This is a genomic window from Jatrophihabitans sp., from assembly GCA_036389035.1.
Classification (GTDB): Bacteria; Actinomycetota; Actinomycetes; order Mycobacteriales; family Jatrophihabitantaceae; genus Jatrophihabitans_A.
In genome coordinates this window covers 210,936-237,153 of the sequence record DASVQQ010000007.1, presented here as the reverse complement: position 1 = coordinate 237,153, position 26,218 = coordinate 210,936, and the positions used below count along the sequence as shown (strand labels likewise).

The 26,218-nt window shown below is 68.8% G+C and carries 23 protein-coding genes; 10 read left to right on the top strand and 13 right to left on the bottom strand.

All coding sequences use genetic code 11. The features are described from left to right. Positions 1 to 49 precede the first annotated feature (49 nt). The 3 genes from VF557_03680 to pnuC are packed head-to-tail and all read right to left on the bottom strand — an operon-like array spanning position 50 to position 2,741. The gene (locus tag VF557_03680; GenBank protein ID HEX8079287.1) at positions 50 to 898 is read right to left on the bottom strand and encodes an NUDIX hydrolase; all 849 of its coding nucleotides are present in this window, start codon (positions 896 to 898) and stop codon (positions 50 to 52) included. Beyond that, on the bottom strand, positions 895 to 2,058 hold the full coding sequence (locus VF557_03675; GenBank protein ID HEX8079286.1) for an AAA family ATPase: 1,164 nt from the start codon (positions 2,056 to 2,058) through the stop codon (positions 895 to 897). Before VF557_03675 ends, VF557_03680 begins: the two co-directional genes overlap by 4 nt. Next, complete coding sequence (gene pnuC / locus VF557_03670; GenBank protein ID HEX8079285.1) at positions 2,055 to 2,741, bottom strand: nicotinamide riboside transporter PnuC; 687 nt, start codon at positions 2,739 to 2,741, stop codon at positions 2,055 to 2,057. Before pnuC ends, VF557_03675 begins: the two co-directional genes overlap by 4 nt. Positions 2,742 to 2,976: 235 nt before the next feature. On the opposite strand from pnuC, the gene VF557_03665 reads away from it, so the two are divergent. Genes VF557_03665 through VF557_03645 form a run of 5 tightly spaced genes read left to right on the top strand, consistent with a single transcriptional unit; the run spans position 2,977 to position 9,563 of the window. Further along, positions 2,977 to 4,191: a nucleotide sugar dehydrogenase gene (locus VF557_03665; GenBank protein ID HEX8079284.1), complete on the top strand. Its 1,215-nt coding sequence runs from the start codon at positions 2,977 to 2,979 to the stop codon at positions 4,189 to 4,191. 10 nt (positions 4,192 to 4,201) lie between these two features. After that, positions 4,202 to 4,981, top strand: coding sequence for a glycosyltransferase family 2 protein (locus VF557_03660; GenBank protein ID HEX8079283.1), 780 nt, complete (start codon positions 4,202 to 4,204; stop codon positions 4,979 to 4,981). Then, on the top strand, positions 4,978 to 6,042 hold the full coding sequence (locus VF557_03655; protein ID HEX8079282.1) for an NAD(P)-dependent oxidoreductase: 1,065 nt from the start codon (positions 4,978 to 4,980) through the stop codon (positions 6,040 to 6,042). Before VF557_03660 ends, VF557_03655 begins: the two co-directional genes overlap by 4 nt. Before the next feature lie 18 nt (positions 6,043 to 6,060). Further along, positions 6,061 to 7,800, top strand: a complete 1,740-nt coding sequence (locus tag VF557_03650) for a hypothetical protein (GenBank protein HEX8079281.1) — start codon at positions 6,061 to 6,063, stop codon at positions 7,798 to 7,800. 47 nt (positions 7,801 to 7,847) lie between these two features. Next, positions 7,848 to 9,563: a hypothetical protein gene (locus VF557_03645; GenBank protein HEX8079280.1), complete on the top strand. Its 1,716-nt coding sequence runs from the start codon at positions 7,848 to 7,850 to the stop codon at positions 9,561 to 9,563. Here VF557_03645 and VF557_03640 read toward each other — a convergent pair. Then, positions 9,560 to 10,228 (bottom strand): class I SAM-dependent methyltransferase, encoded by a 669-nt coding sequence (locus tag VF557_03640; GenBank protein HEX8079279.1) that lies wholly within the window; start codon positions 10,226 to 10,228, stop codon positions 9,560 to 9,562. The two genes, VF557_03645 and VF557_03640, sit on opposite strands and share 4 nt — an antisense overlap. Before the next feature lie 276 nt (positions 10,229 to 10,504). Between VF557_03640 and leuA the strand changes: the two genes are divergently transcribed. Then, positions 10,505 to 12,307, top strand: coding sequence for a 2-isopropylmalate synthase (leuA, locus tag VF557_03635; GenBank protein HEX8079278.1), 1,803 nt, complete (start codon positions 10,505 to 10,507; stop codon positions 12,305 to 12,307). Positions 12,308 to 12,479: 172 nt separating this feature from the next. On the opposite strand, the gene VF557_03630 is transcribed toward leuA, so the two are convergent. Genes VF557_03630 through VF557_03615 form a run of 4 tightly spaced genes read right to left on the bottom strand, consistent with a single transcriptional unit; the run spans position 12,480 to position 15,843 of the window. Next, positions 12,480 to 13,775, bottom strand: a complete 1,296-nt coding sequence (locus VF557_03630) for a S8 family serine peptidase (protein HEX8079277.1) — start codon at positions 13,773 to 13,775, stop codon at positions 12,480 to 12,482. Continuing rightward, on the bottom strand, positions 13,772 to 14,926 hold the full coding sequence (locus VF557_03625) for a hypothetical protein (protein ID HEX8079276.1): 1,155 nt from the start codon (positions 14,924 to 14,926) through the stop codon (positions 13,772 to 13,774). The genes VF557_03630 and VF557_03625 overlap by 4 nt, the downstream gene beginning before the upstream one ends. A 3-nt stretch (positions 14,927 to 14,929) precedes the next feature. Continuing rightward, positions 14,930 to 15,526: a recombination mediator RecR gene (gene recR / locus VF557_03620; GenBank protein ID HEX8079275.1), complete on the bottom strand. Its 597-nt coding sequence runs from the start codon at positions 15,524 to 15,526 to the stop codon at positions 14,930 to 14,932. After that, positions 15,526 to 15,843: a YbaB/EbfC family nucleoid-associated protein gene (locus VF557_03615; protein HEX8079274.1), complete on the bottom strand. Its 318-nt coding sequence runs from the start codon at positions 15,841 to 15,843 to the stop codon at positions 15,526 to 15,528. Before VF557_03615 ends, recR begins: the two co-directional genes overlap by 1 nt. 466 nt (positions 15,844 to 16,309) lie before the next feature. Between VF557_03615 and VF557_03610 the strand changes: the two genes are divergently transcribed. Together VF557_03610 and VF557_03605 are read left to right on the top strand one after the other, a co-directional pair. Then, a complete protein-coding gene (locus tag VF557_03610; GenBank protein ID HEX8079273.1) occupies positions 16,310 to 17,341 on the top strand; it encodes a UPF0158 family protein in 1,032 nt (343 codons plus the stop codon). Positions 17,342 to 17,811: 470 nt separating this feature from the next. After that, the gene (locus VF557_03605) at positions 17,812 to 18,684 is read left to right on the top strand and encodes a hypothetical protein (protein HEX8079272.1); all 873 of its coding nucleotides are present in this window, start codon (positions 17,812 to 17,814) and stop codon (positions 18,682 to 18,684) included. Positions 18,685 to 18,700: 16 nt separating this feature from the next. Here the strand turns inward: VF557_03605 and VF557_03600 are convergent, their stop codons facing one another. From VF557_03600 to allB, 5 genes are all read right to left on the bottom strand, one after another. Beyond that, positions 18,701 to 19,129: a low molecular weight protein-tyrosine-phosphatase gene (locus VF557_03600; GenBank protein ID HEX8079271.1), complete on the bottom strand. Its 429-nt coding sequence runs from the start codon at positions 19,127 to 19,129 to the stop codon at positions 18,701 to 18,703. 108 nt (positions 19,130 to 19,237) lie between these two features. Next, complete coding sequence (locus tag VF557_03595) at positions 19,238 to 21,472, bottom strand: DNA polymerase III subunit gamma and tau (protein ID HEX8079270.1); 2,235 nt, start codon at positions 21,470 to 21,472, stop codon at positions 19,238 to 19,240. Between the two features lie 51 nt (positions 21,473 to 21,523). Beyond that, positions 21,524 to 22,711: an aldolase/citrate lyase family protein gene (locus tag VF557_03590; GenBank protein HEX8079269.1), complete on the bottom strand. Its 1,188-nt coding sequence runs from the start codon at positions 22,709 to 22,711 to the stop codon at positions 21,524 to 21,526. Between the two features lie 9 nt (positions 22,712 to 22,720). After that, the gene (alc, locus tag VF557_03585; GenBank protein ID HEX8079268.1) at positions 22,721 to 23,818 is read right to left on the bottom strand and encodes an allantoicase; all 1,098 of its coding nucleotides are present in this window, start codon (positions 23,816 to 23,818) and stop codon (positions 22,721 to 22,723) included. Then, positions 23,815 to 25,188 carry an allantoinase AllB gene (gene allB, locus VF557_03580; protein ID HEX8079267.1) on the bottom strand — a complete coding sequence of 458 codons (1,374 nt, stop codon included), beginning with the start codon at positions 25,186 to 25,188 and terminating at the stop codon, positions 23,815 to 23,817. Before allB ends, alc begins: the two co-directional genes overlap by 4 nt. 86 nt (positions 25,189 to 25,274) lie before the next feature. Between allB and uraD the strand changes: the two genes are divergently transcribed. Both uraD and uraH read left to right on the top strand, forming a co-directional pair. Beyond that, positions 25,275 to 25,793: a 2-oxo-4-hydroxy-4-carboxy-5-ureidoimidazoline decarboxylase gene (gene uraD / locus VF557_03575; GenBank protein HEX8079266.1), complete on the top strand. Its 519-nt coding sequence runs from the start codon at positions 25,275 to 25,277 to the stop codon at positions 25,791 to 25,793. A gap of 81 nt (positions 25,794 to 25,874) precedes the next feature. Further along, on the top strand, positions 25,875 to 26,195 hold the full coding sequence (gene uraH, locus VF557_03570) for a hydroxyisourate hydrolase (protein ID HEX8079265.1): 321 nt from the start codon (positions 25,875 to 25,877) through the stop codon (positions 26,193 to 26,195). Positions 26,196 to 26,218 lie beyond the last annotated feature (23 nt).

The window sequence follows — 26,218 nt, the reverse complement described above, 5'->3', positions numbered from 1 at the left end:
CCTGTTCTACCTTTTCACGACGAGAACGCCAAGGGGGATGCGGGGCGGATCAGCACTCGTGAACGGAGGTCGGGGTGCGCAACATCGCCGGGTGCAGCAGGGCCGCCTCGCCGCGGAGATAGAGCATCGGACGCGGGCCGCCCCGGTCGCTGGCCGATGAGCCGGCCTTCTGCGCAGCAGGGCGCACGAACCCCTCGGTGCTTAGCACCTTGCGGCGGAAGTTGCCCAGGTCAGGCGCTGCTCCCCAGACGGCCACGTAGACCCGGCGCAGGTCGTTGAGACTGAAGGGCTCACTGACGAACCGCGTAGCCAAGGTGGTGTACTCCAGCTTCGCCCGCACCCGTTCCAGGCTGTCGGACAGGATCCGCGCGTGATCGTAGGCCAAGGCGGGGGCGTCTCCGGGGTACGCGCTGCGGTCCTGCCAGTGGCGGGCCTGCGTCGCGAGGTCCAGATCGGCCACCGGCCAGTAGCGCGCCGCCGAAGCGTCGGTCCCGGCCCGCGGGTCTGGCAGGTCGGGAGCTAAGGCGAAGTAGGCGATCGAGGCGACGTGCAGACCAGATTTGACGCGCGGGTCGCGGTCCGGGTCGCTGTAGGTGCGGACCTGCTCGAGGTGGCCCGCGCCGAGGCTGCCCCAGTCGAGGCCGGTCTCCTCACCGAGCTCGCGGATCGCTGCCGTCTCGGCATTCTCCACCGAGTGGACGACGTGGCCGCCGGGCAGCGCCCAGAAACCCTTGTAGGGGTGGTCACCGCGCTCGATGAGCAGGACGCACAGGGCACCGTTGCGGATGGTGAAGATGGTGAGGTCGACCGTCAAGGCGAACGTGGGGTACTGGCTCGGGTCGTAGGACGCGAGGAAGGCGTCCTCGCCCTGCCGAGTGCTCGGGGTCTTTGTGCTCATGCCGTCAGCTCTGGCGTCGTGGACGGATTGGTGGATGAGGCCGCTGCCCATGGAAGGGGTCCGGCGAAGGTGGAGCGCAGGACCAGCATCTGGTTGACGACTCGCGTGGCCAGATCGATGCGCTCCTCGAGGGTCCCGCTGAGCAGGACCCAGGAGTGACCGGCGGCCGTGAGTGCCTCAACGAACCAGCCGGTCATGTCAGCCCGGATGTGCTCCCCGTCGCGGAGGCCGTCCTGGGCGAACGGCACACCCCGGTGGTCGGTCAGCAGGTAAACGTCACGGCGAGGAAGGGCCTCATTGGCAGCCTCGTGGGAGCCAGAGCTCCCTGCGCCGAGGTAGCGGTACTCCCACACCCTTGTAGCGAAGGCATCGGTGTCGCAGACCAGCAGGGGAGAACTCGCTGCCGCTGCGGCATTCTCGAGCGCGGTCTGCCGAGCGGCGATGAGGGCGAAGTCATCAGCCGTCCAGACCAGCTCGGTCATCTCGGGCTCGGGCCGGCCGGCTGCTCGAGCCCGCTCCTTCGCCTCGTCCCACTTCCTGACGGTGAAGTCGCGGCCGAACTCGGGCACCCAACCCGTCGAGGCCCACACTCCACCGCGGTCTCGAAACCGCTGGGCGAGCGCGTGGCTCACCGTGGTAGTGCCGGTCGACTCAGCGCCGACGACGACTACGCGTGCCGCGAGCCCCTGGCGCACGACCGGGTGCAGCCGGGTCCACATGGCGGCGAGGTCGGCGCGGCATGCCGTTCCCGACACCGGCATCTGCACCCGCGCAGGGTCCACGGACACGTGCTTGCCGCCGAGCCGGGCTGCCAGCTCGTCGCCGTAGGACTCGCTGCTGAAGACCGCGTCCACGGCAGGCCGTCCGGCGTTTCTCAGCGCTGCCCGCATCACCGCGACCTGCGCCTCCCACACGACCTCCGAGCCGAGGTCGAGCGGGCAGTCGCACACCACTCCCAGCACGGTCACCTGTGGCGTCTCGCCGTGCACCGCGCGCATCCACGCCACGCGGTCGGTGAGCGGGAGGGACTCCCCCTGTGACGACATGACCAGCACGGTCACCTGGTCGCACTGCGCGGCTGCGGTCCGGACGAGAAGGTGATGACCCTCGTGCGGCGGGTAGAACTTGCCCAGGACGAACCCGTGAGCGAAGGCAGTCATGCCATGCCTTGGGCAGCGGTGGTCAGCGGGAGAACCTCGACCGAGCGCTCGGTGCGCTCCGAGCGCCGCCAGTCGAGCAGGCCGTAGACGCACAGGCAGGCGAAGCCGATGTAGAGCAGCGCGGTCAGCGTGAGGCCCTTGTGCTGGTAGAGCGGAATGTAGACGAGGTCCGCCGCGATCCAGAAGTACCAGCACTCCACGCGCTTCTTGATCTGGCCATAGGTGGCGATGAGCGAGAGCGTCGTGGTCAGCCCGTCGGCGAGCGGCACGGTCGAGGAGGTGAACTGATCGAGGAAGGCCCACATGACAGCGGCGCCCACGACGAGGGCTACGGCGTAACCGAGCCACTCCTGGTGCGACGAGCGGCTGACCGGCATCTTCTCGGTGCTGCGACGGCCGGCCAGCCACCGCGCCCAGCCCCACAGCCCGAGCAGGATGAACACGACCTGCAGACTGGCGTCGCCGTAGAGCCCTGCGTCGGTGAACAGCAGGATGAAGAACAGGCAGCTCGCAATGCCCACCGGCCAGTTCAGGACCCGCTGCCGCGCGACGAGCCACACGCACAGCACGCCGGTGACGAACCCCAGCAGCTCCGCGTTGGAGGTGGGTGCGCCGAAGGCCGTGAAGGCAGGGCTGCCCAGCCAGTCGAGTACGTCGGGCATCGCGAACTCCTCGCTGACCACCGTCGTGTGAGGCACGTGTCAGGGCCGCGGCGAGACGCCGTTCTACCGATGTCATGCTCTCAATGAATTAGTCACTATGACTATAACATAGCCTTGGTGACCCACCGCTGAACCGCCGTCCCGGGCGCGCTTTAGGGTGCAACGGCGCCGCCCGGATACACTTTGTCCGCGACCGTGCCGGAAAGACGGCATCAGGAAAGTGACTCAGACGGCTTGAGGATCGGATACCTAACGAATGTCAACCGACTCTCGCGCAAGCGGCTTCGACTTCGACGTCGTGGTGGTGGGTGGCGGCGGCCACGTCGGCCTGCCCCTGGCGATCGCCTTCGCCGACCGCGGGCTGCGCGTCGGCATCTATGACCTCAACGAGCTGGCGGTCAAGACCATCCTGTCCGGCGAGCTGCCGTTCCGCGAGGACGGCGCCACCGAGGTGCTGCAGCGGGTGCTGGCGGCCGGCCGGCTCGAGGCCACCGTCGACCCGAGCGTGGTCAGCCGCGGCGAGCACATCGTGGTGGTGATCGGCACGCCGGTGGACGAGCACCTCAACCCGGACCCGCACGCGGTGCCGCGGGCCCTGGACGAGTGCAAGCAGCACTTTCGGCCCGGCCAGCTGCTGGTGCTGCGCAGCACCGTCTACCCGGGCGTCACCCAGCGGGTCGAGAAGCTGCTGGCCGCCGAGGGCATCGACATCGACGTGGCCTTCTGCCCCGAGCGCATCGCCGAGGGCAAGGCGATGGAGGAGCTGTTCTCGCTGCCCCAGATCGTCTCGGCGCGGTCGGCGCCGGTGCTCTCGCGCGCCGGAGCGCTGTTCGCGAACCTGACCAACAGCATCGTCGAGCTCACGCCCGAAGAGGCGGAGCTCGCCAAGCTGTTCACCAACACCTGGCGCTACATCAAGTTCGCCGCCGCCAACCAGTTCTACGTGATGGCCAACGACCAGGGCCTGGACTTCGACCGGATCCGCGGCGCGCTGGCCCATGACTACCCGCGGGCCGCCGACATGCCCGGCGCGGGCTTCGCCGCCGGGCCCTGCCTGTTCAAGGACACCATGCAGCTGGCGGCTTTCACCGACAACTCCTTCATCCTGGGCCACTCGGCGATGCTGGTGAACGAGGGACTGCCGCTCTACCTGGTCTCGAAGCTGGAGGCCAAGTACGACCTGGCCAACCTCCGGGTCGGCATCCTCGGCATGGCGTTCAAGGGCGAGAGCGACGACATCCGATCGAGTTTGTCCTACAAGTTGAAGCGGATTCTTGAATTCAGGGCCAAGCAGGTGCTGTGCACCGACCCGTACGTCAGCGTCGATGCCAACCTCGAGTCGCTGGAGCACGTGCTGGCCAACGTCGACCTGCTGATCATCGGCGCGCCGCACAAGCAGTACCGCGACCTGGTCACCAGCCTGCCGGTGGCCGACGTCTGGAACCTGCTCGGACAGGGCACCGTCGTATGAGCGAGCAGACATGAGCCTGGCGATCTCGGTCGTCATCCCGGCCTACAACGAGGGTGAGGCCATCATCCCGGTGCTGGACCGGATCTTCGACGCCGTCGAGTCCGAGTGCGAGATCCTGGTCGTGGTCGACTTCGAAGAGGACAGCACGGTGCCGGTGCTGCGCGCCTACGCCGAGCGCGAGCCACGGCTGCACACCCTGATCAACACCTACGGCCGCGGGCCCGCCAACGCGATCCGGTACGGCATCGACCAGGTCAAGAACCCGGTCGTGGTGGTCACCATGGCCGACGGCAGCGACGACCCGCGCCAGATCGACGAGCTGGCGCGGCTGGTGGACCGTGGCGTGGTGGTGGCGGCGGCCTCGCGGTACTCGGCCGGCGGCCAGCAGGTCGGCGGCCCGATGTTCAAGTCGATGCTGTCCAAGACCGCCGGGCGCTCGCTGGGCACGTTGGGCCGGGTCGGCACCCGCGACGCCACCAACAGCTTCAAGGCCTTCTCCACCGAGTTCGTCCGCGAGGTCGGCATCGACAGCCGCAGCGGCTTCGAGATCGGCCTGGAGCTGACCGCCAAGGCCCGCCGGCTGCGCCGTCCGGTCGCCGAGGTGCCCACCATCTGGCTCGATCGGACGCTCGGCGAGTCGAATTTCAAGCTCGCCGCCTGGATACCGCGCTACCTGCGGTGGTACCGATTCGCTTTCGGACCCCAGCTGACCAAGGAGCAGGTCGCCCGCGCGGCGGCGGCCATCGCCCAGCAGAACAACAAACCGACAAAGGGAAAGCAGAACTCGTGAGCGCCAACTCATTGGAAGCACAGCAGGACCAGGCAGCACAGCAGAAGGTCATGGTTTCCGGCTCGGCCGGATTCATCGGTGGTTACGTGGTCGAAGAGCTGCTCCGCCGCGGTTATTCGGTGGTCGGCATCGACAACTACTCCAAGTACGGGCCGGTCGTGAAATCATACGACAACCACCCCGACTACCACTTCGTCGAGGGCGACGCCCGCGACGTCGAGCTGATGACCAAGCTGCTGTCCGACTGTGACCACTTCATCGCCGGCGCGGCCCTGATCGGCGGCATCTCCTACTTCCACGCCTACGCCTATGACCTGCTGGCGACCAACGAGCGGATCATGGCCTCCTCCTGCGACGCCGCGATCGCCGCCCACCAGAACGGCAAGCTCAAGAAGGTCACCTACCTGTCGTCCTCGATGGTGTTCGAGTCCACCGAGCACTGGCCGTCCAAGGAGGGCGACGAGCGCAAGATCCCGCCGCCGCTGTCCTCCTACGGCTTCCAGAAGCTGGCCGTGGAGTACTTCGCCAAGGCCGCCTGGGACCAGTACCAGCTGCCTTACACGGTGATCCGCCCGTTCAACTGCGTGGGCATCGGCGAGGGCCGCGCTCTCGGTGACGTCGAGATCGCCTCGGGCAACGTCAAGCTGGCGATGAGCCACGTGGTCCCGGACCTGGTGCAGAAGATCGTCAAGGGTCAGGACCCGCTGCACATCTTGGGCGAGGGCAACCAGATCAGGCATTACACCTACGGCGGCGACCTGGCCAAGGGCATCGTCGAGTGCATGTCGCACGACGCCGCGCTCAACAACGACTTCAACATCTCGACCCCGGAGAGCACCAGTGTCCGGGAGCTGGCCGCGGTGATCTGGAAGAAGATCAAGGGCGACGTCCCCCTGAACCTGGTCTGCGACCCGGCCTACGAGTACGACGTGCAGAAGCGGGTTCCGGACGTGGCCAAGGCCCGCGAGGTGCTCGGCTTCGAGTGCACCACCAGCCTGGACGAGATGCTGGACGAGGTCATTCCGTGGGTCACCGAGGCCGTCGCCGACGGCCGGCTGTAGAGCGCCACACACCCTGCCGTGCCGCCGACCGACGCAGCGGGTCGGTCGAACCGTCCCGCTGATCCCGAGCGCGTCGGGCCGGCCGAGTCGGCTGCTGAGGCTCAGACGGCCGACGCTGACCGGCCGACCCTCGCGGCGGGCGGCCGACGCCGGCAGGCGCGCCTGACTTCTCGCGGGGTGGAGCTGCTGGCGGCCCTGGGCGCGCTGCTGCTGACCGCGGTGGTGTGCGGCTACTGGATGTCGGTGGCCCGCGACGCTCGCTATCCCGGCCACGCCGACGCGGCTTTCGCCTACGGGGTGGCCCAGAACATCCACGCCGGACGCGGCCCGAACATCGACTATGTGTGGCACTTCCTGGTGCCGGACACCCCGCTGCACCATTACGCCTTCGATTACTGGCTGCCGCTGCCGTCCCAGCTGATGGCGCTGGCGCTCAGATCCGGAGGCGGCCTGCCCGCGGTGTTGAATCTCAACATCGCGTTGGTGGTGCTGATGTGCGTCGGCACCTACGCGATGGCCAGGGCGCTGAGCGCCGCCCCCTGGGTGCCGGCCGTCAGCGCTGTCGTCGCGCTGGTGCAGCCGGTGGTCTCGTCCTACGTGATGCAGACCGAGAGCGCAGTCTATCTTGGCGCGTTCGCCGTTCCGGCCATGGCTGCCGCGATCTACGCCCGCCGACTGGTCCTGCTGTGGCCGGTAGCAGGGGTGTTGGGTGCATTGGCCGCCCAGTCCCGCACCGAAGGGCTCGTGCTGTGCGCGGTACTCGGCCTGGCCGCCTTCGCATGGAACGAGCGCAACCGTTGGTTCGTCAGGGTGGGCTTGCTGCTGCTGGGCTACCTAGCGGTGTCGGTTCCGTACCTGAGCCGCAACTTCTCGCAGTTCGGCACGCCGACACCGCCCGCCTCATCGTCGTTTCCGTTCATCACCTCGTATGAGAACCTGTTCGCCCCGCACGTGCCGCATACGTTGTCCAACTTGCTGGGCAGCGGAGTGCAGGAATTCTTCCTGTCCCGCCTGCGCGGCATCCCTTCGGTGCTCGCGGTCGCGTTCAGCAGGCTCGACCCCGTCACGGCCATCCTGGGACTGCTGCTGATCGGCGGCGCCGCGTTCGGCAGTCGCCGCGGTGCAGCCACGCCACTGCGGTCGTGGTCGTGGGCTCGGGGCGTGCTGCGGTCCGACTGGTTGGTTCCCGCGGGTTTCCTGGTCGCCGCGTTGCTGTCCACAGCGCTGGTCGCACCGAGCTGGTCAGGCGCCGCGACCATCAAAACGATGGTGGCCGGCGTACCCATCCTCGTGGTGGCCGCGTTGGTCCAACTCGGCCGCGGCGTGGTGACAACACGGGTGACCGTCGTCTGCTGTCTGGCCTTGATCGTTTTTCCGCTCTTGTCCGTCGCGCGTCATAGCCGGGCGACAGTCCGCCACAACAATGTGGTGGGAAGCAACGTCGCCACACTGATCAAGCCGATGCAGGCCGAGCAGGCCTGCTTGAATCGTCGTCTTGTGCTGATGACCCGCAACCCCTGGGAGGACAACCAGGGCACCGGATTCGCGACCGTGATGATTCCCAACGGCTCGCTTGCCGAGATCCTCGACATGGCCCTGAAGTACGGCGCGACGAACATCGAGAACCCCGCCGTTCGTCTCGATGAGCGCACAATGGCCGCAGCGCTCGCCAAGGGAGGGCCGTTCGTCACATCAGCCGCCTTCGGCAGCCGCAAGATCTACCGGATCCGGGCGACCACCGGCGGTGCACGGTGCTGAAGCCCGCTAGTCCTGCTGAGCCGGCTGGAACAGCCGCCGGTGAGCGGGTGGCTACCGATCCGGAGCTGGTAGACACTTCTGACCGGCCAGCTGGGGCAGCCCCTGACCGGCCTACCGGCGACCAGCCGGCGGCCAGCCGGCGGCAGCTGCGCCTGACCCCTCGCGGGGTGGAGCTGCTGGCGGCCCTCGGTGCGCTGCTGCTGACCGCGCTGGTGTGCGGCTACCGGGTGTCGGTGGCGCACAGCGCCCGCTTTCCGGGGCACGCCGACCCTGCCTTCAGCTACGGGGTGGCCGAGAACATCGCGGCCGGACGCGGACCTGTCATCGACTACGTGTGGCACTTCCTGGTGCCCGACACCCCGCTGCACCACTACGCCTTCGACTACTGGCTGCCGTTGCCGTCGCAGCTGATGGCCCTGGTCCTTCGCCACCGACCGGGCCTGCCGGCAGCGCTGGAGCTCAACGTCGCCCTGATCGTGCTGATGTGCGCCGGCGCCTACGCCCTGGCCCGGTCGCTGAGCGACGCCCCGTGGGTGCCGGCGGTCAGCGCGGCCGCGGCGCTGGTGCAGCCGGTGGTCTCCGCCTACGCCATGCAGGCCGAGAGCGCGATCTACCTGGGCGCGTTCGCGTTGCCGGCGATGGCGGCCGCGATCTACGCCCGCCGCTGGACCGCGCTGTGGGCGGCGGCCGGGGCGTTCGCCGGGCTGGCCGCGATGTCGCGCAGCGAGGGCCTGCTGCTGTGCGTCGTGCTCGGCGTCGCGGCGCTGCTGTGGCACGAGCACAGCCGGGTCTACCTGCGGGTCGGGCTGCTGCTGGCCGGCTACCTGGTGGTGTCGGCGCCCTACCTGCTGACCAACCTCTCGCACTTCGGCTCGCCGGTGCCACCGGCCGCGGCGTCCTTTCCGTTCATCGCCGACTACGAGAACCTGTTCGCCCCGCAGGTGGAGCGCTCGCCGGGCGCGCTGTTCGAAGGCGGCCTGAACCAGTTCTTCGCGCTCCGCGGCCACCTGATCGACCTGCAGCTCGAGGCGGTGTTCCAGGCGATGAGCCCGATCGTCTCGGTGCTGGTGCTGCTGCTCATCGGCAGCCTGGCAGTGCACCGGGACGGCCGGCGGGTGGAGCCGGCACGGCCGGGCCGGCTGCGGCTGGCCGCGGCGCTGCCGGCGCTGCGCTCGAGCTGGCTGGCGCCGGTCGGATTCCTGCTCGCGGTCTTCTTCCTCAACACCCTCATCGTGCCGGCGGTCGCCCAAGGCGGCGCCATCGTCAAGGTGATGATCACCGGGGTGCCGATCCTGCTGGTGCTCGCGGTCGTCCAGCTCGCCCGGCTGAGGCTGAACCCGGCGCTGACCGCGATCTGTTGCGTCCTGCTGGTCGGCTACCCGTTGACCTCGGTGGCCCACCACTCGCGGGCCACCATCCGGCACAACAACGGCATCGGCCAGGCTGCCGCCGCGCTGGTCGCGCCGCTGAAGGCCGAGGCCGGCTGCCTCGGCCGCCCGGTGGTGCTGATGACCCGCCAGCCGTGGGAGGTCAACCAGGCCACCGGCGTCGCTACCGTCGCGCTGCCCACCGGCTCGCTGGCCGAGATCCTCGAAGTGGCCCGGCGCTACGGCGTGACCGACATCGAGAACCCGGCGGTCCGGCTGGACGCCCCGACCGTGGCCAGGGCGCTGGCCGCCGACGGCCCGCTCGCCCGGTCCGCGGCCTTCGGAAGCCGCAAGATCTACCGGATCAAGGCAGCCACCGGCGGAGCGCGCTGCTAGTCCTGCTTCGGGGTCGTCACCATGAACGCCTGCGCGCCCAGCACCCGCCAGGCCAGCGGCACCCGCAGGTAGAGCTTGACCAGGGCCGGGCCGTTGGGCAGCCGGCTCTTGGTCGTGTAGGGCAGGAACCGCGGGATGTTCTTGATCACGTCGAACCCGGTGGCCGCGAACGCCTCGGTGAGGGCGCGGTCATCGACCGGCGTGATGTGGTCGAAGAACTGCCAGTAGTCCCGCGCGCAGTAGCGGACGTTGGGCTGCAGCACCAGCAGCCGGCCACCGGGCCGCAGCACCCGGCGCACCTCGACCAGCGTCGCGAGGATCGCCTCGCGGCTGATGTGCTCGAAGAAGTTGCTGACGAAGACCACGTCGATCGACTGCTCGGCGATGTCGACCATGTCATCGGAGCGCAGCACGTGCGTCTCGACACCGCTGGCGGCCCGGACCTTGACATCGGGGTTCAGGTCGACCGCGATCCGGCGGGCGGCCCGGATGTTGTTGATGAACTCGCAGTGCCCGGCGGCCAGGTCGAGCACCACGGCGTCGGCGGGGACCCACTGCTGGAAGAAGTGCTTGCACAGCACGTCCCAGGTCTCCTGGCGCTGCTCGGACTCCTTGTCGAAGCGGTTGCGGTAGAGCGCTTTCAGTCCGTTTGACTCGAGTTCCACAGGTAATCGGCCGTCTTTCGGATCGGGGCGCGGAGCGGGAGCACCACAATCACGGTGCCCACGCCCCTGCAGAATATCAGCGCGACCAGGTAGCCTGGGCTCACCATGCGCGCGCTGCTCCTCCTTCGCGGCCGCGACGAGGCACTGGGACGTTAGGCCGCCGCAGCTGAGGCTGCGGATCGGCGTCCAGTCGGCCCCTCGTCGCGGGCGAAGTGCTGTGCCGGCTTTTTCTCCCCTTTCTCCGCACACCTTCCCGCGCCTCTCAGGAGTTCTGCCATGCATCCCGCCATCCCCGCTGCCGGTGTCCCCGCCGCCGATGTCCCCGCCGCCGGCCGCCGCAGCACCCAACAGCCCACGGCCATGCCGGCGCACCGGTACCGCCCCTTTCCCGCCGTCGACCTGCCGGACCGGCAGTGGCCCTCGGCCACCCTGACCCGGGCGCCTCGCTGGCTCTCGACCGACCTGCGTGACGGCAACCAGGCACTGATCGATCCGATGAACGCCGCCCGCAAGCGAGCCATGTTCGACCTGCTGGTGCGGCTGGGTTACAAGGAGATCGAGGTCGGCTTCCCGGCTGCCAGCCAGACCGACTTCGACTTCGTCCGTGAGCTGATCGACTCCGACCGGGTGCCCGAGGACGTCACCATCTCGGTGCTGACCCAGGCCCGCGACGAGCTCATCGAGCGAACGGTGCAGTCACTGGTCGGCGCGCACCGGGCCACCGTGCACCTCTACAACGCCGCCGCGCCGGTGTTCCGCCAGGTGGTCTTCGGCTTCGGGGGCGACGGCCGCGAGCAGTGCACCGCGATCGCCGTCGACGGCACCCGGGCGGTGCTGAAGTACGCCGAGCACTACCTGCAGTCCGGATCCGGAGCCACCGAGTTCGGCTACGAGTACTCCCCCGAGATCTTCATGGACACCGAGCTGGACTACGCGCTGGAGATCTGCTCGGAGGTGATGGGCGTCTGGCAGCCCGAGGCGGGTCGCGAGATCGTGCTGAACCTGCCGTGCACGGTCGAGCGCTCCACTCCCAACGTCTACGCCGACCAGATCGAGTGGATGAGCCGGAACCTGCCCGACCGGGAGCACATCGCGCTGTCGGTGCACACCCACAACGACCGGGGCACCGCGGTCGCCGACGCCGAGCTGGCGATGCTGGCCGGCGCCGACCGGATCGAGGGTTGCCTGTTCGGCAACGGCGAACGCTCGGGAAACGTCGACCTGGTCACGCTCGGGCTCAACCTCTACAGCCAGGGCATCGATCCCGAGATCGACTTCTCCGACATCGACGAGATCCGCCGGACGGCGGAGTACTGCAACCGGATCGAGGTGCATGAGCGGCACCCCTACGCCGGCGACCTGGTCTACACCTCGTTCTCAGGCTCGCACCAGGACGCGATCAAGAAGGGCTTCGACGCGCTGGAGCGGGCCGCGGCCGAGGCCGGCAAGCCGGTCGGTGAGATGCCGTGGACGATTCCGTACCTGCCGATCGACCCCAAGGACGTCGGGCGCTCCTACGAGGCGGTGATCCGCGTCAACAGCCAATCCGGCAAGGGCGGCGTCGCCTACATCATGAAGACCGAGCACAAGCTGGACCTGCCCCGCCGGCTGCAGATCGAGTTCAGCCAGGTCATCCAGCAGGTGGTGGACGGCGAGGGCGGCGAGGTCGACGCCGAGGCGATGTGGGCGATCTTCGAGTCCGAGTACCTGTTCCGGGTGGACGCGCCCTTCGTGTTGAAGTCCTTCTCCACCTCATCGCAGGACGGCGTGGACCGGGTGCGCGCGGTGGTCACCGCCTTCGGTCGCGACTGGCCGGTCTCCGGGGTGGGCAACGGGCCCATCGCCGCGTTCTGCAGCGCGATCTCCGAGCCCGACATGGGGCTGGGCGGCATCGGCGTCCGGGTGCTGGACTACTCCGAGCACGCGCTGACCTCCGGCGGCGACGCCGAGGCGGCCGCCTACCTCGAGATCGAGGTCGGCGATGAGGTGCTGTGGGGTGTCGGGATCAGCGAATCCATCGTCGGCGCCTCGCTGCGGGCGGTGATGAGCGCGGTGAACCGGATCGCCCGGACCCGTTGACCCGCCTGACGATCACGAATCCCGCATGGGGCAAGGAAGAAACTTGCGCAGGATGGGTCACCCGGAGTAACTGTAGAGACACGGGGCGTTTCCGACCGTTCGCTGAGCAACGGCGTGCTTGAACAGCCAGGCCTCGGAGACGTCCCCTCTATTCTCTGCGCGGATCGCACCCTCACCCAGGCGTCCCCGGCAGCGGCGACCGCCGAATCGCGGTCGCCCGCCGGTGCCGCCGGCGCCGTCGAAGGGCGGCGATCAGCAGGACGAGCGCCAGGACGCCGAACACAGCCGAACCGGCCGCCGGCAGGTAGACGCTCTGGTCCAGCTCGGCCGGCCGGTCGCCGATCCGGTATTCGCCGAGCGCCGCGTCCGGGCGGCTGGTGACCGTCAGCGGGCTGGGTGGCTTGGCGCGGGCCCGCGACAGCGCCAGCAGCGGCGCGGCGGCGTCCAGCACCGGGTTCGGACCGGCCGCCACCGCCGGGCTGGCGGCGATGGCGGCAGCCGGGTTGATCACGCCGAACCCGTAGGCCGGGTCACGCCCCTTCGGCCCGCGGTCGGTGACGGTGGCCAGCAACCGGGTCAGGATCTGGCGGGCGCTCTCGCGCGGGTACTTCGACCAGATCAGGGCCAGCGCCCCCGAGGTGATCGCGGTGGCGTGGGAGGTGCCGCTCTCGGCGTAGGCCGTGCCCGGCTCGCGGGTCAGCGTCGCGATGTTGCTTCCCGGAGCCGTGACGCTCAGGTAGCGATGGCGGGAGGAGAAGTCGGTGACCTCCAGCCGGGCGTTCACCGCGCCGACCGAGACCACGCCGAGGCAGACCCCGGGCTCCTCCACCGGGTTTCCGGAGTCGCCGGAGTTGCCCGAGGCGGCCACCACGATCACGCCCTTGCCGAGCGCGTGCAGCACCGCGTCCTGGATCGGTTGCGGACACGGCAGCTGGTGCCGGTGCTCGGACCGCGGCCCGCCCAAGCTCATGCTGATGATCCGGGCGCCGTTGTCGGCGGCGTGCCTGATCGCTCTGGCGGTGCTGTTCTTGGGCGGCTCGCCCCGCCGGACCACGTTCACCAGCGGCACCGCGATCGGCAGGATCTTGGCCGCCGGCACCAGTCCCTCGATGTCTGCGAAGCCCTTACCGGCCGCGATCAGCGAGGCCATCGCGGTGCCGTGTGAGAACGCGTCATTGTCATAGTCGATACGGCCGTCGCTGCCGTTGCCGATGAAATCAGCGCCGGGCAGCACCTTGCCGCGCAGTTCGGGGATGTCGGCCTGCACGCCGGAGTCGATCACCGCGACCGTGATGCCCCGCCCGTCCGCGCCGGCCGCCCGCAGCGCAGGGACCTTCCAGGTGTCGAACCACCATTGCGGAGCCATCGGCGGTCCGGGAGCGGCCACCGCCGGCGCCGGCAGCAGCGCCGCCACCATCAGGGCTGCCGTCAGGGCTGCCATCAGGGCTGCCGCGGGCCGCCGCTTCACGGCGGGTCCCAGCGCGCAACGGCGGGCCGGTCCAGGGCGACCCGCGCGCTGACCTCGACAGTCACCTTGCCGGTCCGCCGAACCGCCTGGTTCTCGAAGTCCCAGACCTGCCAGCTGCCCTGCACCGGCACCCTCGCGCGAACGCTGACCACCCCGGGCTGGGCCGCCGCCAGCGCGATCCGGGGTGTGACGGTTTTGATCAGCGGCGCGCTGCCGCGCAGCGAGCCCGGGACCGGCCGGTCCGAGCCCGGCAGCGGGCACAGCGGGTCGTTCGAGCCCTTCAGGCAGCCGGCCAGCAACCGGTCCACCGCCTGCTCGACCTGCGCGCGCAGCGCCGCTGACATCGACACCGCGACCTTGGCCAGCAGCTCGGCGTCGGCCAGCCGGACCATCAGCCGGTCACCGGCGCCCGACGCCGGGCCGGTGTCGCGCACCCGCAAACCCGGCGGGTCGGCGGCCAGGGGCAGCGCGCCGGGAAACAGCATCACGGCCGCGGCAGGCAGCTTCCGGCCGGCCAGCCGCAGCCGGTCGGCCCCCGGCGAGCCGGCGGTGACACGCACCGTGCTGGCCACCCGGCTCATCCACCAGGACGAGCCACGGCGGGTCAGCCGCGCCGTGTCGGAGACCGATCGGGCGCCGGAGCCGAACAGCAGCCGGTAACGCACCTCGACCGTGGCCGTGGAGCCGAGCCGGCTGGCCGGCCGAACCGAGATGTCGGCAAGCGGCGCCAGCCGCAACTGCTGTCCCAGCACCACGCTGGTCAGCCACTGCCCGCGCGGCGGGTCCGCGGCCAGGGCCAGCGCGGCCGGGGCGTCGCCGTCGGCCAGGGCTTGGAAGTAGCTGCGAGCAACCGATTCCGGACTGGACCGCTCGGCGTGCCGGTCCAGGGCCAGCAGGCCCAGCGCGACGGCGAGCACGGCCGACAGCAGCGCGGCCAGCGCCAGCCGCCAGCCACGCCGGCGGCGACCCGGCCGGAGCGCGGCCGGTGGAGCAGGGGCGTGCGCCGCCAACGGCACCGGATGCAGCTGCCGGACCGGCCAGGCCGGCGGCGGAGCGGACGGCTGCGAGCCCGGCAGAGCGGACGGCTGCGAATCCGGCGCCGGCCACCGCGACGTCCCGTCGGCTCCCGCACCCCCGCGCTCGGGGCTCATCGCCTACTCGACAGCTCGCCGGCCGGAGAAGGCCCGCCCGAGGGTCACCTCATCGGCGTACTCGAGGTCACCGCCCACGGGAAGGCCGCTGGCCAGCCTGCTCACGGTGACGCCCATCGGCTTGATCAGCCGGGCGAGGTAGGTGGCGGTCGCCTCGCCCTCGAGGTTGGGGTCGGTGGCCAGGATCAGCTCGGTGACCGTGCCGTCGGACAGCCGCTGCAACAGCTCACGCACCCGCAGGTCGTCCGGGCCGATGCCGTCGATCGGGCTGATCGCGCCGCCCAGCACGTGATAGCGACCGCGGAACTCCCGGGTGCGCTCCACCGCGATGACGTCCTTGGGCTCCTCGACCACGCAGATCACGGTGGGGTCCCGGCGGGTGTCACGGCAGATCCGGCACTCGTCGGAGTCGGTGACGTTTCCGCAGACCCGGCAGAACTTCACCTCGGCCTTGACCCGGCGCAGGATCGCGGCCAGCCGGTCGACGTCCACCGACTCGGCGGCCAGCAGGTGAAAGGCGATCCGCTGCGCGCTCTTGGGACCGATGCCGGGCAGCCGGCCGAGCTCGTCGATCAGATCCTGGACCGCGCCCTCGTACATCACAGGCCGGGAATGCCCAGCCCGCCGAGGCCGCCCATGCCACCGGTCAGCGGGCCGAGCTTGTCGGCCGCGAGCGCGCTGGCCTGTCGGGTGGCGTCGCGGACGGCGGCGACCACCAGGTCCTGCAAGGTCTCGACGTCGTCGGGATCGACCGCCCGCGGGTCGATGGTGATCGCCAGCAGCTCGCCGCTGCCGGTCACCTTGGCGCTGACCATGCCGCCACCGGCCGAGCCGTCCACCTCGGTGACGGCAAGTTCGGCCTGAGCTTCGGCAAGCTGCTGCTGCATCTTCTGCGCCTGCTTCATCAGCTGCTGCATGTTGGGCTGGCCACCTGGTCGCACGTCGGAATCTCTTCTCTGCCGAACTCGCCGGCGACGCATCTGCTTGCGTCTCGCCGAATCCCGGCAAGCCTAATGGCTGCGGCCAGCCCTACGGTTGAGCAACTGATCGCGACGGTGAAGGATCGCCTTAAGACGATGTCGGTAATGTATGTAGGTGTGCCCTAAGTAAGCGGAGCTCCTTGACTTCCAGGTACGCCGCCCGGCATACTGCCCATGGAGAGTGCTGAAGCTTCGTTTCCTTTGGGGAGGAAGGCGACGAGGTGTGGGCAACCAGCCAGTCCGATAGTTGTGGTTACTGATGCGCAGTAGGTACCCTAACCAGCGATTCGGACCCCTGCGGGGAAGCAGAGCTGATTGTTTCTGAAGCCGGTGCTACTTCCAAAGCTATGACAGGTTAGAGAGTTTTTAAACTCTCTAACCTGTTCTTAACTAAGGAGTAGCAATGGATGTCCCCCAACCAGATCTTGTAGAAGCCGCGCTGCTTGAGGCATTAGAGGTTTTGCCCAAAGCGGTTTCAAGTTTATCGTCATCTGAACGTGCCCCTACAGCAAGCGAAGTTCGACTCGCTATGGGCCGATTCACATACGGCGGCTTTACTCCTGCGAGGGTTGGATGTAAACGATTCCGCGATTTTCTTGCGATAGCGGAAGACCGCGGTATGATTACATTAGATGACTCTCGGCAAGGTGATATTGCAGTCCGATTGATCGGCGATTCACAACCCTCATCAGCTCAAGCTGAGCGACGGATTCGCAGCGACCTGTGGCGCGCGCTCACTGATTGGACGCCGAACTTATCACGCTATTATGATAAGGAACAAGATCGCTTCCTTTGGTTTCCGACAGAAGCAGTACCGCTCGAACCCGAACGCAGTGCGGCAAGCCGAGCATCGGTAGCGGCTGAGCCTACGAGGTACGTTCCGGTATCTGCTATCCCTATACACCAACAACTTGAGTGGATGCGCGAATTTGCCACGAAGGTTGGCGATGATAAATTACGCGAGTTGCTCCTCGCTGCACTTCAAACTGCACGTCCAGAAAAAGTATTCCTCGCACTTCTTCATGGAATTCCTGATTATCAAGCGCGTTTTGCGCGTTTCCGTAATTCCCTTGTGCGTGCCGAAGCAGAGAAGTGGCAGCAGCAGCAGGAGCCGCCCATTACTGTAAACATTGACTCCAGTGAGGGTGAGGGAACACTGCCAAGTGCTGACCAAAGTAATGACAGAATCGCTATCCCATTAATAAGCAGTTCTCTTCGCGAGACTTACGAAACGCTCCTGACTGCATATCTTCGACAAAAGACTACACCCCACGTCGGAACCACTGATGAGTCAGGCAGTAGTCCACACTCCGAAAAAATGCCAAATGAGCAGGTAAGCGGCTTGCGGAGTGCTTTACATCGTGCAATTGATCGCATGCCCATCAGTGAACTCCAAAGGTTGGCCATTCCAGCGGGCTATTTCTTCGAGGAATAACTGTGCACACGCTAACCGACCTATCCGAGAGGAGGGTAACAGTCCCACGCGCGGCTACCGGTTCAGCTGAGTTCACCGTCAAGCGTATCGCAGTGCCTAGCGAGAAGCCCCTCATCCTGCCTCAAGCCGTAGATTTGCTGCCTAGCTCAATTGTTAGCGGGCTTACGCTGCCGCTACTTAGCTCAAGTGAATCCCTTTGGGCACGTCAAGCATTACTATCTGCGCCCGGTTTCGTTGCTCCGCTCGAATCTCCCTCGAAGGAAGATATCTTGAGGCTAGGGGCCGCTCTTCCCCTTTCTAGCCAAGAGTATGTTCGTACGCTTCTCTTGGGGGTAACCTGTGAAATCCCTACTGGTTCGCTATTATATGGTGTCGCACGCGCAACACTAGTCATTAACCATCCTCGGCCAGGCCTGAGTCAACTTATAGGTTGGGATGACACTTGGTCAGTTAACCTTGAAGATGCCGCAATGGTCCTCAGCCATGGTTTAGTCGACGCTAAATCCTCCTTCAAAGCAAGCCCCGAACTCAACGCACCGAAGTGGAAGCGGGTTGTCGTCCTCTTGGGTGGTGATAGCCAGCAGGAAAAGCTTCCTTGGAACTGGGAAAAGGCTTTGAAGCTAACCAGCGGGCTGTTTCGTATTCACCTGGATATCAGGCCCAACCCCGATTCTCGGCGACCAGCTGTAATCGCCCAGCTGTCAAGCACGCCACCGGACGCGCTTATAGTTTGGACTGATTATGTTCGAACTCACAAACCCTACACGGCGGCATATCAACGAGCTAAACCAAGCAGTCCCTGTGTCATCTTAGGACCTTCACTTACGACCGACTCCTTTATTGACGTAATAGATGAATTCGTGCTGCAGCTATTTGAGGTGGAATCTGCGCTTGATAAAGGCGTGAGAGCCACCACCCTAACTAACTGGGACAAGGGCGCTAAGAAGGTCCTAGCACTTGAGTCTTCGTACTTCGTCATGAGTGACCGGTTGAAAGCTTCGCTACCGAATTGCAACTACCCAGATATATCTCGGATGATTCGCCATTTAGAGTATCTAGAGGACCTTGCGCGGCTATACCACGAGTCTGGAGGCAAGCTCGGCAATAGCATCGAAAATACGGCAACACAGCGATACGGCATTGAAATCGCGCTTTTTGACAGTAAGCTAGATCCGGCTGACGTGATCTTAGAGGGCGAAGCACAGGCGGGCCTTAAGGCACTTCCTCACATCAAAGTCGATGATTACAAATCGCCAGACAGATGCGGTCGGGTCTACTTTGCTATCGATTCCGTAAACTCACGGTTCATTGTTGATCACGTAGGTTTACACGACTACCGTTGACGTTAGGAACCTTACTTCATATGTGCCAGTCGTTTGCCGTCAGGTAATTGCCGACCAGCCGCCGGGCCAGGCCGGCGCAGGCTGCTTCGATCTGGGTCAGCGCGGCCTCGTACTCGGGCTCGCCGTCGTAGTACGGGTCCGGGACGTCCAGCTCGCCGGCCGCCACCGCGTCCGGGTCATAGCTGCGCGGCAGGCTGATCGAGGCCGCCGCCCCCCTGGGGTCACCGGCCAGCCGGGCCAGCTGGCCGAGCTTGGCCAGGTGGCCCGCGTCCAGCCCGATCACCAGATCACGGCCGGCGAAATCCTCGGCCGTGAACTGCCGCGCGACATGTCGCGGCGCCGGGTAACCGCGCCGGGACAGGGCCTGGCGAGCCCGCGGGTCCATGTCCTTGCCGGCGTGCCAGGGACCGGTGCCGGCGCTGTCGATGACCACCCGATCAGCCACCCGGCCTCGGCCAGCCGGGCCCGCAACACCACCTCGGCGGAAGGTGAGCGGCAGATGTTCCCCGTGCAGACGAAGCAGACCCGGAGCCGCGCGCCGGGCCGCTCGGGATCAGGGAGCATCGATCGGGCGCGCGCCCAGGCTGGTCTGCAACAGCTCGATGGCGGCAGCCTCGGCATCGCCGCCGGAGCGCTGCGAGCCGCGCACCTCGTCGGACTCCTCGTCCACCCCGTCGTTCTCGGCAACCGGCGGCTGGTCAGCCGGCGGCTGGTCAACCGGCGGCTGCGCCGGACGGCTGCCGCGCTCGGGCCGGGCGGCTTTCGGCGCCGGCTCGCTCTGGGTGGGCGGCTCGTCCGGAAGGGCGCCGTTCGAGGGAGAGCCGTTCGTAAGAGAACCGTTCGAAGGCGAACCGTTCGTGGGAGGACCGTTCGTGGGCGAGCCGGATGAGGGCGCGGCGTCCGAGAACACGCCGTTCGGGGGCGGGGAGCCGGCAGGCGAGATGTTCGAAGGCCCGTCGTTGGACGACGAGGCGGAAGTGATGTTGAGCTGCCAGTGACCGAAGACCACCGACTGCAGAACCTCCCGTAGCACCGACAGGTTGCTCTCATCGGCGATCCGTCGGGCCAGCCCGGCCGGCGCCAGCAGGTTGACCACCTCACCCTCGACGGAGGCGATCACCACCTCGTTCATCATCGCCCACTTGACCCTGCTGCGTTCCCGCAGCGCGGTCAGCACCTCTGGCCAGAGTTGCCGCAGCGCATTGGAGTCCGGCGCTGCTGCCGCCGCGGGCTGCACGGCCGTGGCGAGGGCCGGCTCGGGCTGATCGGTCGGGGTCGGCTGCTGGGAAGGGGCCACTGGCTCAGCTGGGACCGGCTGCTCGGCCTTGTCCGGCTGGGCCTTGTCCGGCTCGGCCTGGGCTGGCTCGGGCTTGTCCGGCTCGGCCTGGGCTGGCTCGGGCTTGTCCGGCCCAGCCCCCGGTGACTGCTCGGACCTGACCGGCTCGGTCCCGGCCGGCTCCTCGGCCTTGGCTGGTTCAGCCTTGACCGGCTTCTCGGCCTTGACCGGTTCGGCTTTGGCCGGCTCGGCTTTCGCCGGTCGCCGCGCCGCCGAGACAGGAGCAGCCACCGGCTGCTCGGCCCTCGACTGATCGGCCCTCGGCTGCTCAGCCGTCGCGGCCGGAACCGCCATCCCCTGCCGCCGCTCTAACCGTTCCAGGCGCTGCAGCAGCGCCGCCGAATCCGAGGAGGCGTCGGGCAGCAGCATGCGGGCCGACAGCAGCTCGAGCATCAACCGCGGCGAGGTGGTGCCCCGCATGTCGGTCAGCGTGGTGTGGGTGATGTCGGCGAACCGGACCAGGGTGGCCACCCCGATCCGGCGGGCCTGGTCGGTCATCCGCAGCGCCTGGTCACCGGCGTAGTCGATCAGGCCCTTGTCCACCGCGTCCGGCACCGCGTCCAGCACGATCAGGTCCCGAAAGCGGTCCAGCAGGTCGGCGGCGAACCGGCGCGGGTCATGGCCTGCCTCGACTACCCGGTCGATGGTCGCGTACACCCCGGCCGCATCGCCGACGGCCAGCGAGTCGGTCATGTCATCGAGCAGGGCGGAGTCGGTGACGCCGAGCAACCCGACCGCCCGGGTGTAGGTGACGCCTTCGGCGCCGGCCCCGGACAGCAGTTGATCCAGCACCGACAGCGCGTCCCGGGCCGAGCCGGCGCCGGCCCGCACCACCAGCGGAAACACCGTCTGCTCGACCGTCACTCCCTCGACCTGGCAGATCCGTTCCAGATGCGCCCGCAGCACCGACGGCGGGATCAGCCGAAAGGGGTAGTGGTGGGTGCGCGAGCGGATCGTCTGCAGCACCTTGTCCGGCTCGGTGGTGGCGAAGATGAAGACCAGGAACTCCGGCGGCTCCTCGACCAGTTTCAGCAGCGCGTTGAAGCCCTGGTTGGTGACCATGTGCGCTTCGTCGATGATGTAGACCTTGTAGCGGTCGCGCACCGGCGCGTAGTAGGCACGCTCGCGCAGGTCACGGGCGTCCTCGACGCCGCCGTGGCTGGCCGCGTCGATCTCGATCACGTCGATCGAGCCCGGGCCGTTGGGCGCCAGTTCGACGCAGGACGAGCACACCCCGCACGGGGTGGGCGTCGGGCCCTGCTCGCAGTTCAGCGACCGCGCCAGGATCCGGGCGCTGGAGGTCTTTCCGCAGCCCCGGGGACCGGAGAACAGGTACGCGTGGTTGATCCGGCCGGCCGTCAACGCCTGGATCAGCGGAGCCGTCACGTGCTCCTGGCCGATCACCTCGGAGAAGTCGGCCGAGCGGTACTTTCGATACAGCGCCAATGCCACCGGGCAACCCTACCGTCGCGCCGCCGGGCGCCGAAGTGGGCTCCGCAGAGATCAGGACGGTTCGTCCAGAGCTCCACAGGCCACCCCGCGGGCCAGGTAGTCCGTCAGCGCCCGGACGGTGGCCGGCTCGTCGGCGATGCCGGTCTCCCGCCTGGCCGAGTAGGCGGCCAGCCGGGCCCGGGCGGCGGCCTGCCCGTCGGTGAAGAACCGGAAGGTCGCGGCGTACCGGCTTGCCAGCTGGGCCGGGTGCAGGTCCCAGCCCTGGTAGAAGCCACGTTCCAGCGAGCGCCGGACCAGGCCGGCGTGGAGCTGCCAGGCCTGCCGGACCGCCGCGGTGCCGCCCACCGGCAGCACGTTGGTGGAACCGTCGGAGACTGCGATGCCGGTCTCGGCCGCCGCCACCTGCAGCACCGCCTTGGCGTGGTCGGCCGCCGGGTGGGCCATCGACTGGAAGGCGGCGGCGATGCCCAGGCTGGCGCTGTAGTCATAGGTGCCGTAGTGCAGCCCGGCGCACCGGCCGGCGGCCGCCGAGATCATCGGCGCCACCAGCGCGATGCCGTCCGGACCGAGGATGGCCTGGGGGGTCTCCACCTGGATCTCGAACCGCAGCTGCCCGTCGGCCAGGCCGAGCCGCGACTCCAGCGCCGCGCAGCACTCGACCATCGCCTGCACCTGCCGCACCGAGCTGACCTTGGGCAGGGTGATCCGAAAGCCGGCCGGCAGCGCCGCCAGCCCCAGCAGGGTGTCCAGGAACAGGGCCAGGGTGCTCAGCCCGCGGCGGCGGACCGCCGGCTCCAGTGACTTCATCCGCAGCCCGGTGAACGGCGGCGCGCCGCCGGCGCCGAGCGATTCGGCCAGGGCGGTGGCCGCCGAGACCGCGGCGGCGTCCTCGACCTCGTCCGGACGGATCCCGTAGCCGTCCTCGAAGTCGATCCGCAGGTCCTCGACCGGCTCGCGGGTCAGCTTGTCCCGGACCTTGGCATGCTCGGACTCGTCGAAACCGGGTACCGGGCCGTGCTCGTCCAGGGCGCGCAGCGCGGCCTCGCCCCACTGCCGGGCGGTGCCGGCGGAGAACCGGTCGGCCGGCACGTAGGCGGTGTGCACCGGCTGCCGGTCAGCCGAAGGCCCCGGATAACGCCGGGCCCGCTCGGCGTCGTCGGCTGCCAGCAGCGCGTCGAGCCGGCCGGCCAGCTCGGCGGCCAGTTCCGGCGCGCGGCCGGGGTCCCGTCCTGTGGTCATCGCGGGCGGCTAGTCGAACAGCTCGTCGGCGCCGACGCCGGCCTCGTCCGGCAGCAGCGCCAGCCACCGGCGCCCGAGTTCGGCGCGGGCCTCGGCGGTGAGCTCCGCGAACACCCGCAGCCGGGCGATGCCCCCGTCGGGGTAGACGTCCAGCCGCACCCGGCGCACCGGTGTGGACGAGCCGATCTTGAACCGGTGCTCGGTGTCGGGGCTCAACCGGGTGCGGGGCAGCAGCTGCTCACCCGTGTCGGCGTCGCTGAGCATCGCCGCGCCGGGGGCGTTGCCGACGAAGCGGGAGGTGTCGATCACGACGTGATGCAGGACGCCGACGCCGGCCAGCTCCACCTCGATCCAGTCGTTGCCGTCGTCGCGGCGGCGGGCGTTCTCCCAGCCGTCGGACATCACGCTCGACCGGCCCGGGGCCAGCACGTTGGACGGCGCTGAGTAGAACCGGTTGCTGCAGCCGAGGATCCGGCCGCCGTTGAGGGTGGCGGCCAGGTCGACGCGGCCGCCCAGGAACCGCGGGTCGCCCAGCGGCTCGCCGTGCACCCGGAACCGGGCCACCCCGCCGTCGGGGTAGATCCGCAGCCGGAGGTGGCTGCTCAGCTGGTCGGCGGCGAAGATCGCGAAGCTGTTCTCGGTGTCGCCGGCCAGCTCGGACTTGGCCAGCAGCGGCGTCCAGGTCGCGGCCCGAAGCTGCTCGGCCGACGGGTAACCCAGCATGGTGGTGGCCTCGACCGAGGCGTAGGGCGGGAAGTTGCCGGTGAAGTGGCTGGTGTCGATCAGCACGCCCCGGACCAGGCCGGGCGCCGCCAACCGCACGATCACCTCATCGTGTGGGGCAACGTCGTTGGGGGTGTCGTCGGGGGCAAGGTCGCCGCCGGGCGGCTCGTCCCCGGCCGGGTCATCCCGCCGGCGCCGGGTCTCCCAGCCGTCATAGACCTTGCCGCGGGCGTCGAAGGCCGCCGGGTCGTGCCCGGCCGGGCCGGGGTTGATCAGGTTGTGCGCGCTGGCGAAGAAGTCGTCGTTGGTCCAGACCACCGCGCCGCCCAGCGCCCGGCTCGCCAGGTCGGCCAGGGTGCGGAACTCGGCCGGGTGGCCGCTCACCGGGCAGCCGCCCGATGCAGCAGCCGGCCGCGCGGGGTGTGCCCGTCGATCCGCTCGCCGGCCAGCCAGGTTTCTCGCACCACGCCGCGCAGCCTAGCCCCGGCGTAAGGGGTCACCGGGTTTCGATGCCGCAACCGGGCCGGGTCCACCACGAAGCTCTGGTCCGGGGCGAAGACCGCGAAGTCGGCGTCATAGCCGGGCGCGATGGCGCCCTTGCCGGCCAGGCCCGCCAGCCGAGCCGGGCCGGACGCCATCCAGCCGGCCAGCTCGGCGAGGGTGTGGCCGCGGCTGCCGGCCTGCGTCCAGGTCACCGGCAGGGCCAGTTGCAGCGAGGCGATGCCACCCCAGGCCGCGGCGAAGTCACCGGTGTCCAGCCGCTTGAGCTCAGCGGTGCACGGCGAGTGGTCAGACACCACGCAGTCGATCAGGCCGTCCGAGAGCGCCTGCCACAACCGCTCTCGATTGGCCTGCTCCCTGATCGGCGGGCAGCACTTGAACTGGGTGGCGCCGTCGGGCACCTGCTCGGCGGCCAGGCTCAGGTAGTGCGGGCAGGTCTCGACCGTGACCGGCAGCCCCTCGCCCCGGGCGGCGGCGATCAGGGGCAGCGCGGCGGCGCTGGACAGGTGCACCAGGTGCGCCCGGCACCCGGTCTCGCGGACGGCGTTCAGGAACCAGCTGATGGCCTCGGTCTCGGCGTCGGGCGGCCGGGACGCCACGAAGGACCGGTAGCTGCGCCCGGCCGGTTCGGGAGCGGCCGCGATCACCACCGGGTCCTCGGCGTGGGCGATCAGCAGGCCGTCGAAGGCCGCGATCCGCCGCATCGCCGCCGTCACCCCGGCCCGGTCCAGCGGCGGGAACTCCTGGACCCCGGAGTCCAGCAGGAAGCATTTGAAACCGGCCACCCCGGCGCGGTGGAGCTCGAGCAGGTCGTCCACGCCGTCCATCGGGTCGGCGCAGTTGGCCGGCACGGCCCCGCCCCAGAAGGCCACGTCCACGTGCACCCGGCCCTGAGCGGCCCGCTGCTTGACCCGCAGCGCCGCGAGATCGACCGTCGGCGGGATGCTGTTGAGCGGCATGTCCACCACCGTGGTGATCCCGCCGGCCGCTGCCGCCGCGGTGGCCGAGGCGAAGCCCTCCCACTCGGTCCGGCCGGGCTCGTTGATGTGGACGTGCGAGTCCACCAGGCCGGGCAGCAGGACGCAGTCCTCGGCGATGCTGACCTCGGTGACAGCTGAGCCGTCCCAACTGAGCCCGCTGGGGGCGTCGAAGCTGTCCACCGAGACGATCCGGCCGGAGCTGACCCGCACCGCGCCGGGCCGCTCACCCGCGGGGGTGATGATCCGGTGGGCGCGCAGCAGCAGGTCGGTCATCGCCCTATCCAACACGTCCGCGCCCTTGCCGTCGGGTTCGCGCTAGGTTTGCCTGGACGGGTGTGGCTGGGGTGGGGGGTGGCGCCGTGGATCCGGTGCAGATCGGCCCGATCGCGGTGGCTGAGTTCGACGCGGCCGCGGCCGCCGACGCCGCCGCCGAACTGATGCCCTGCTGCGCCAGCAAGCGATGGATCTCAGCCCTGGTCAGCGGCCGCCCGTACGCCCGGCTGGACCGGCTCACCGCCGCATCCGACGACCTGCTGGCCAGGCTGGACTGGTCAGAGCTGGAGGCCGCGCTGGCCGGCCACCCCCGGATCGGCGAGCGGGCCACCTCCGACGGCCGCTCCGACGGCTGGTCGCGTCAGGAGCAGGCCGGCGTCGCCGACGTCGAGGACCTGGTGCGCCGGGAACTGGCCACGGCCAACCGCGCCTACGAGCAGCGCTTCGGCCATGTCTTCCTGATCTGCGCCACCGGCCTGTCCGCCGACACGATGCTGGGCGCGCTGCGCTCCCGGCTGCGCAACGACCCGGTCGCCGAGCGCGAGGTGGTGCGCGGCGAGCTGACCAAGATCGTCCGGCTGCGGCTGGCCAAGGCATTTCGGTGAACGGCCCCGGTGCGGATCGCGCCGGGCTGTGCCAGGCTCACCACTCATGAGCGAGCCTCGCGCGAAGATCCGGGACAGCGGATGAGCCTGTCCACCCACGTCCTGGACGCGGTGCACGGCCGGCCCGCGCACGGGGTGCCGGTGCGCCTGGAACAGCGCGCGGCAGGCGGCTGGACGGTGCTCACCGAGCGGGTCACCGGCGTCGACGGCCGGATCGCCGACCTGTCCCCCGGGTTGCCGGCCGGCAGCTACCGGCTGGTGTTCGACACCGAGAGCTACCTGGGCCCGCGGGCCTTCTACCCCGAGGTGGTCGTCACCTTCCGCGTCGAGGGCGCCGGCCAGCACTACCACGTCCCGTTGCTGCTCAGCCCGTTCGCCTACTCGACCTACCGCGGCAGCTGATGACGGGCGCGGACTGATGGCGG

Coding starts and splice junctions, on each gene's coding strand:
- VF557_03615 (HEX8079274.1), bottom strand. CDS start 15,843: ATGCAGCAGCTGATGAAGCAGGCGCAGAAGATGCAGCAGCAGCTTGCC.
- leuA (HEX8079278.1), top strand. CDS start 10,505: ATGCATCCCGCCATCCCCGCTGCCGGTGTCCCCGCCGCCGATGTCCCC.
- uraH (HEX8079265.1), top strand. CDS start 25,875: ATGAGCCTGTCCACCCACGTCCTGGACGCGGTGCACGGCCGGCCCGCG.
- VF557_03625 (HEX8079276.1), bottom strand. CDS start 14,926: ATGAGCCCCGAGCGCGGGGGTGCGGGAGCCGACGGGACGTCGCGGTGG.
- VF557_03665 (HEX8079284.1), top strand. CDS start 2,977: ATGTCAACCGACTCTCGCGCAAGCGGCTTCGACTTCGACGTCGTGGTG.
- recR (HEX8079275.1), bottom strand. CDS start 15,526: ATGTACGAGGGCGCGGTCCAGGATCTGATCGACGAGCTCGGCCGGCTG.
- VF557_03610 (HEX8079273.1), top strand. CDS start 16,310: ATGGATGTCCCCCAACCAGATCTTGTAGAAGCCGCGCTGCTTGAGGCA.
- VF557_03660 (HEX8079283.1), top strand. CDS start 4,202: ATGAGCCTGGCGATCTCGGTCGTCATCCCGGCCTACAACGAGGGTGAG.
- allB (HEX8079267.1), bottom strand. CDS start 25,188: ATGACCGACCTGCTGCTGCGCGCCCACCGGATCATCACCCCCGCGGGT.
- VF557_03675 (HEX8079286.1), bottom strand. CDS start 2,058: ATGACTGCCTTCGCTCACGGGTTCGTCCTGGGCAAGTTCTACCCGCCG.
- VF557_03680 (HEX8079287.1), bottom strand. CDS start 898: ATGAGCACAAAGACCCCGAGCACTCGGCAGGGCGAGGACGCCTTCCTC.
- VF557_03590 (HEX8079269.1), bottom strand. CDS start 22,711: ATGACCACAGGACGGGACCCCGGCCGCGCGCCGGAACTGGCCGCCGAG.
- VF557_03605 (HEX8079272.1), top strand. CDS start 17,812: ATGGTCCTCAGCCATGGTTTAGTCGACGCTAAATCCTCCTTCAAAGCA.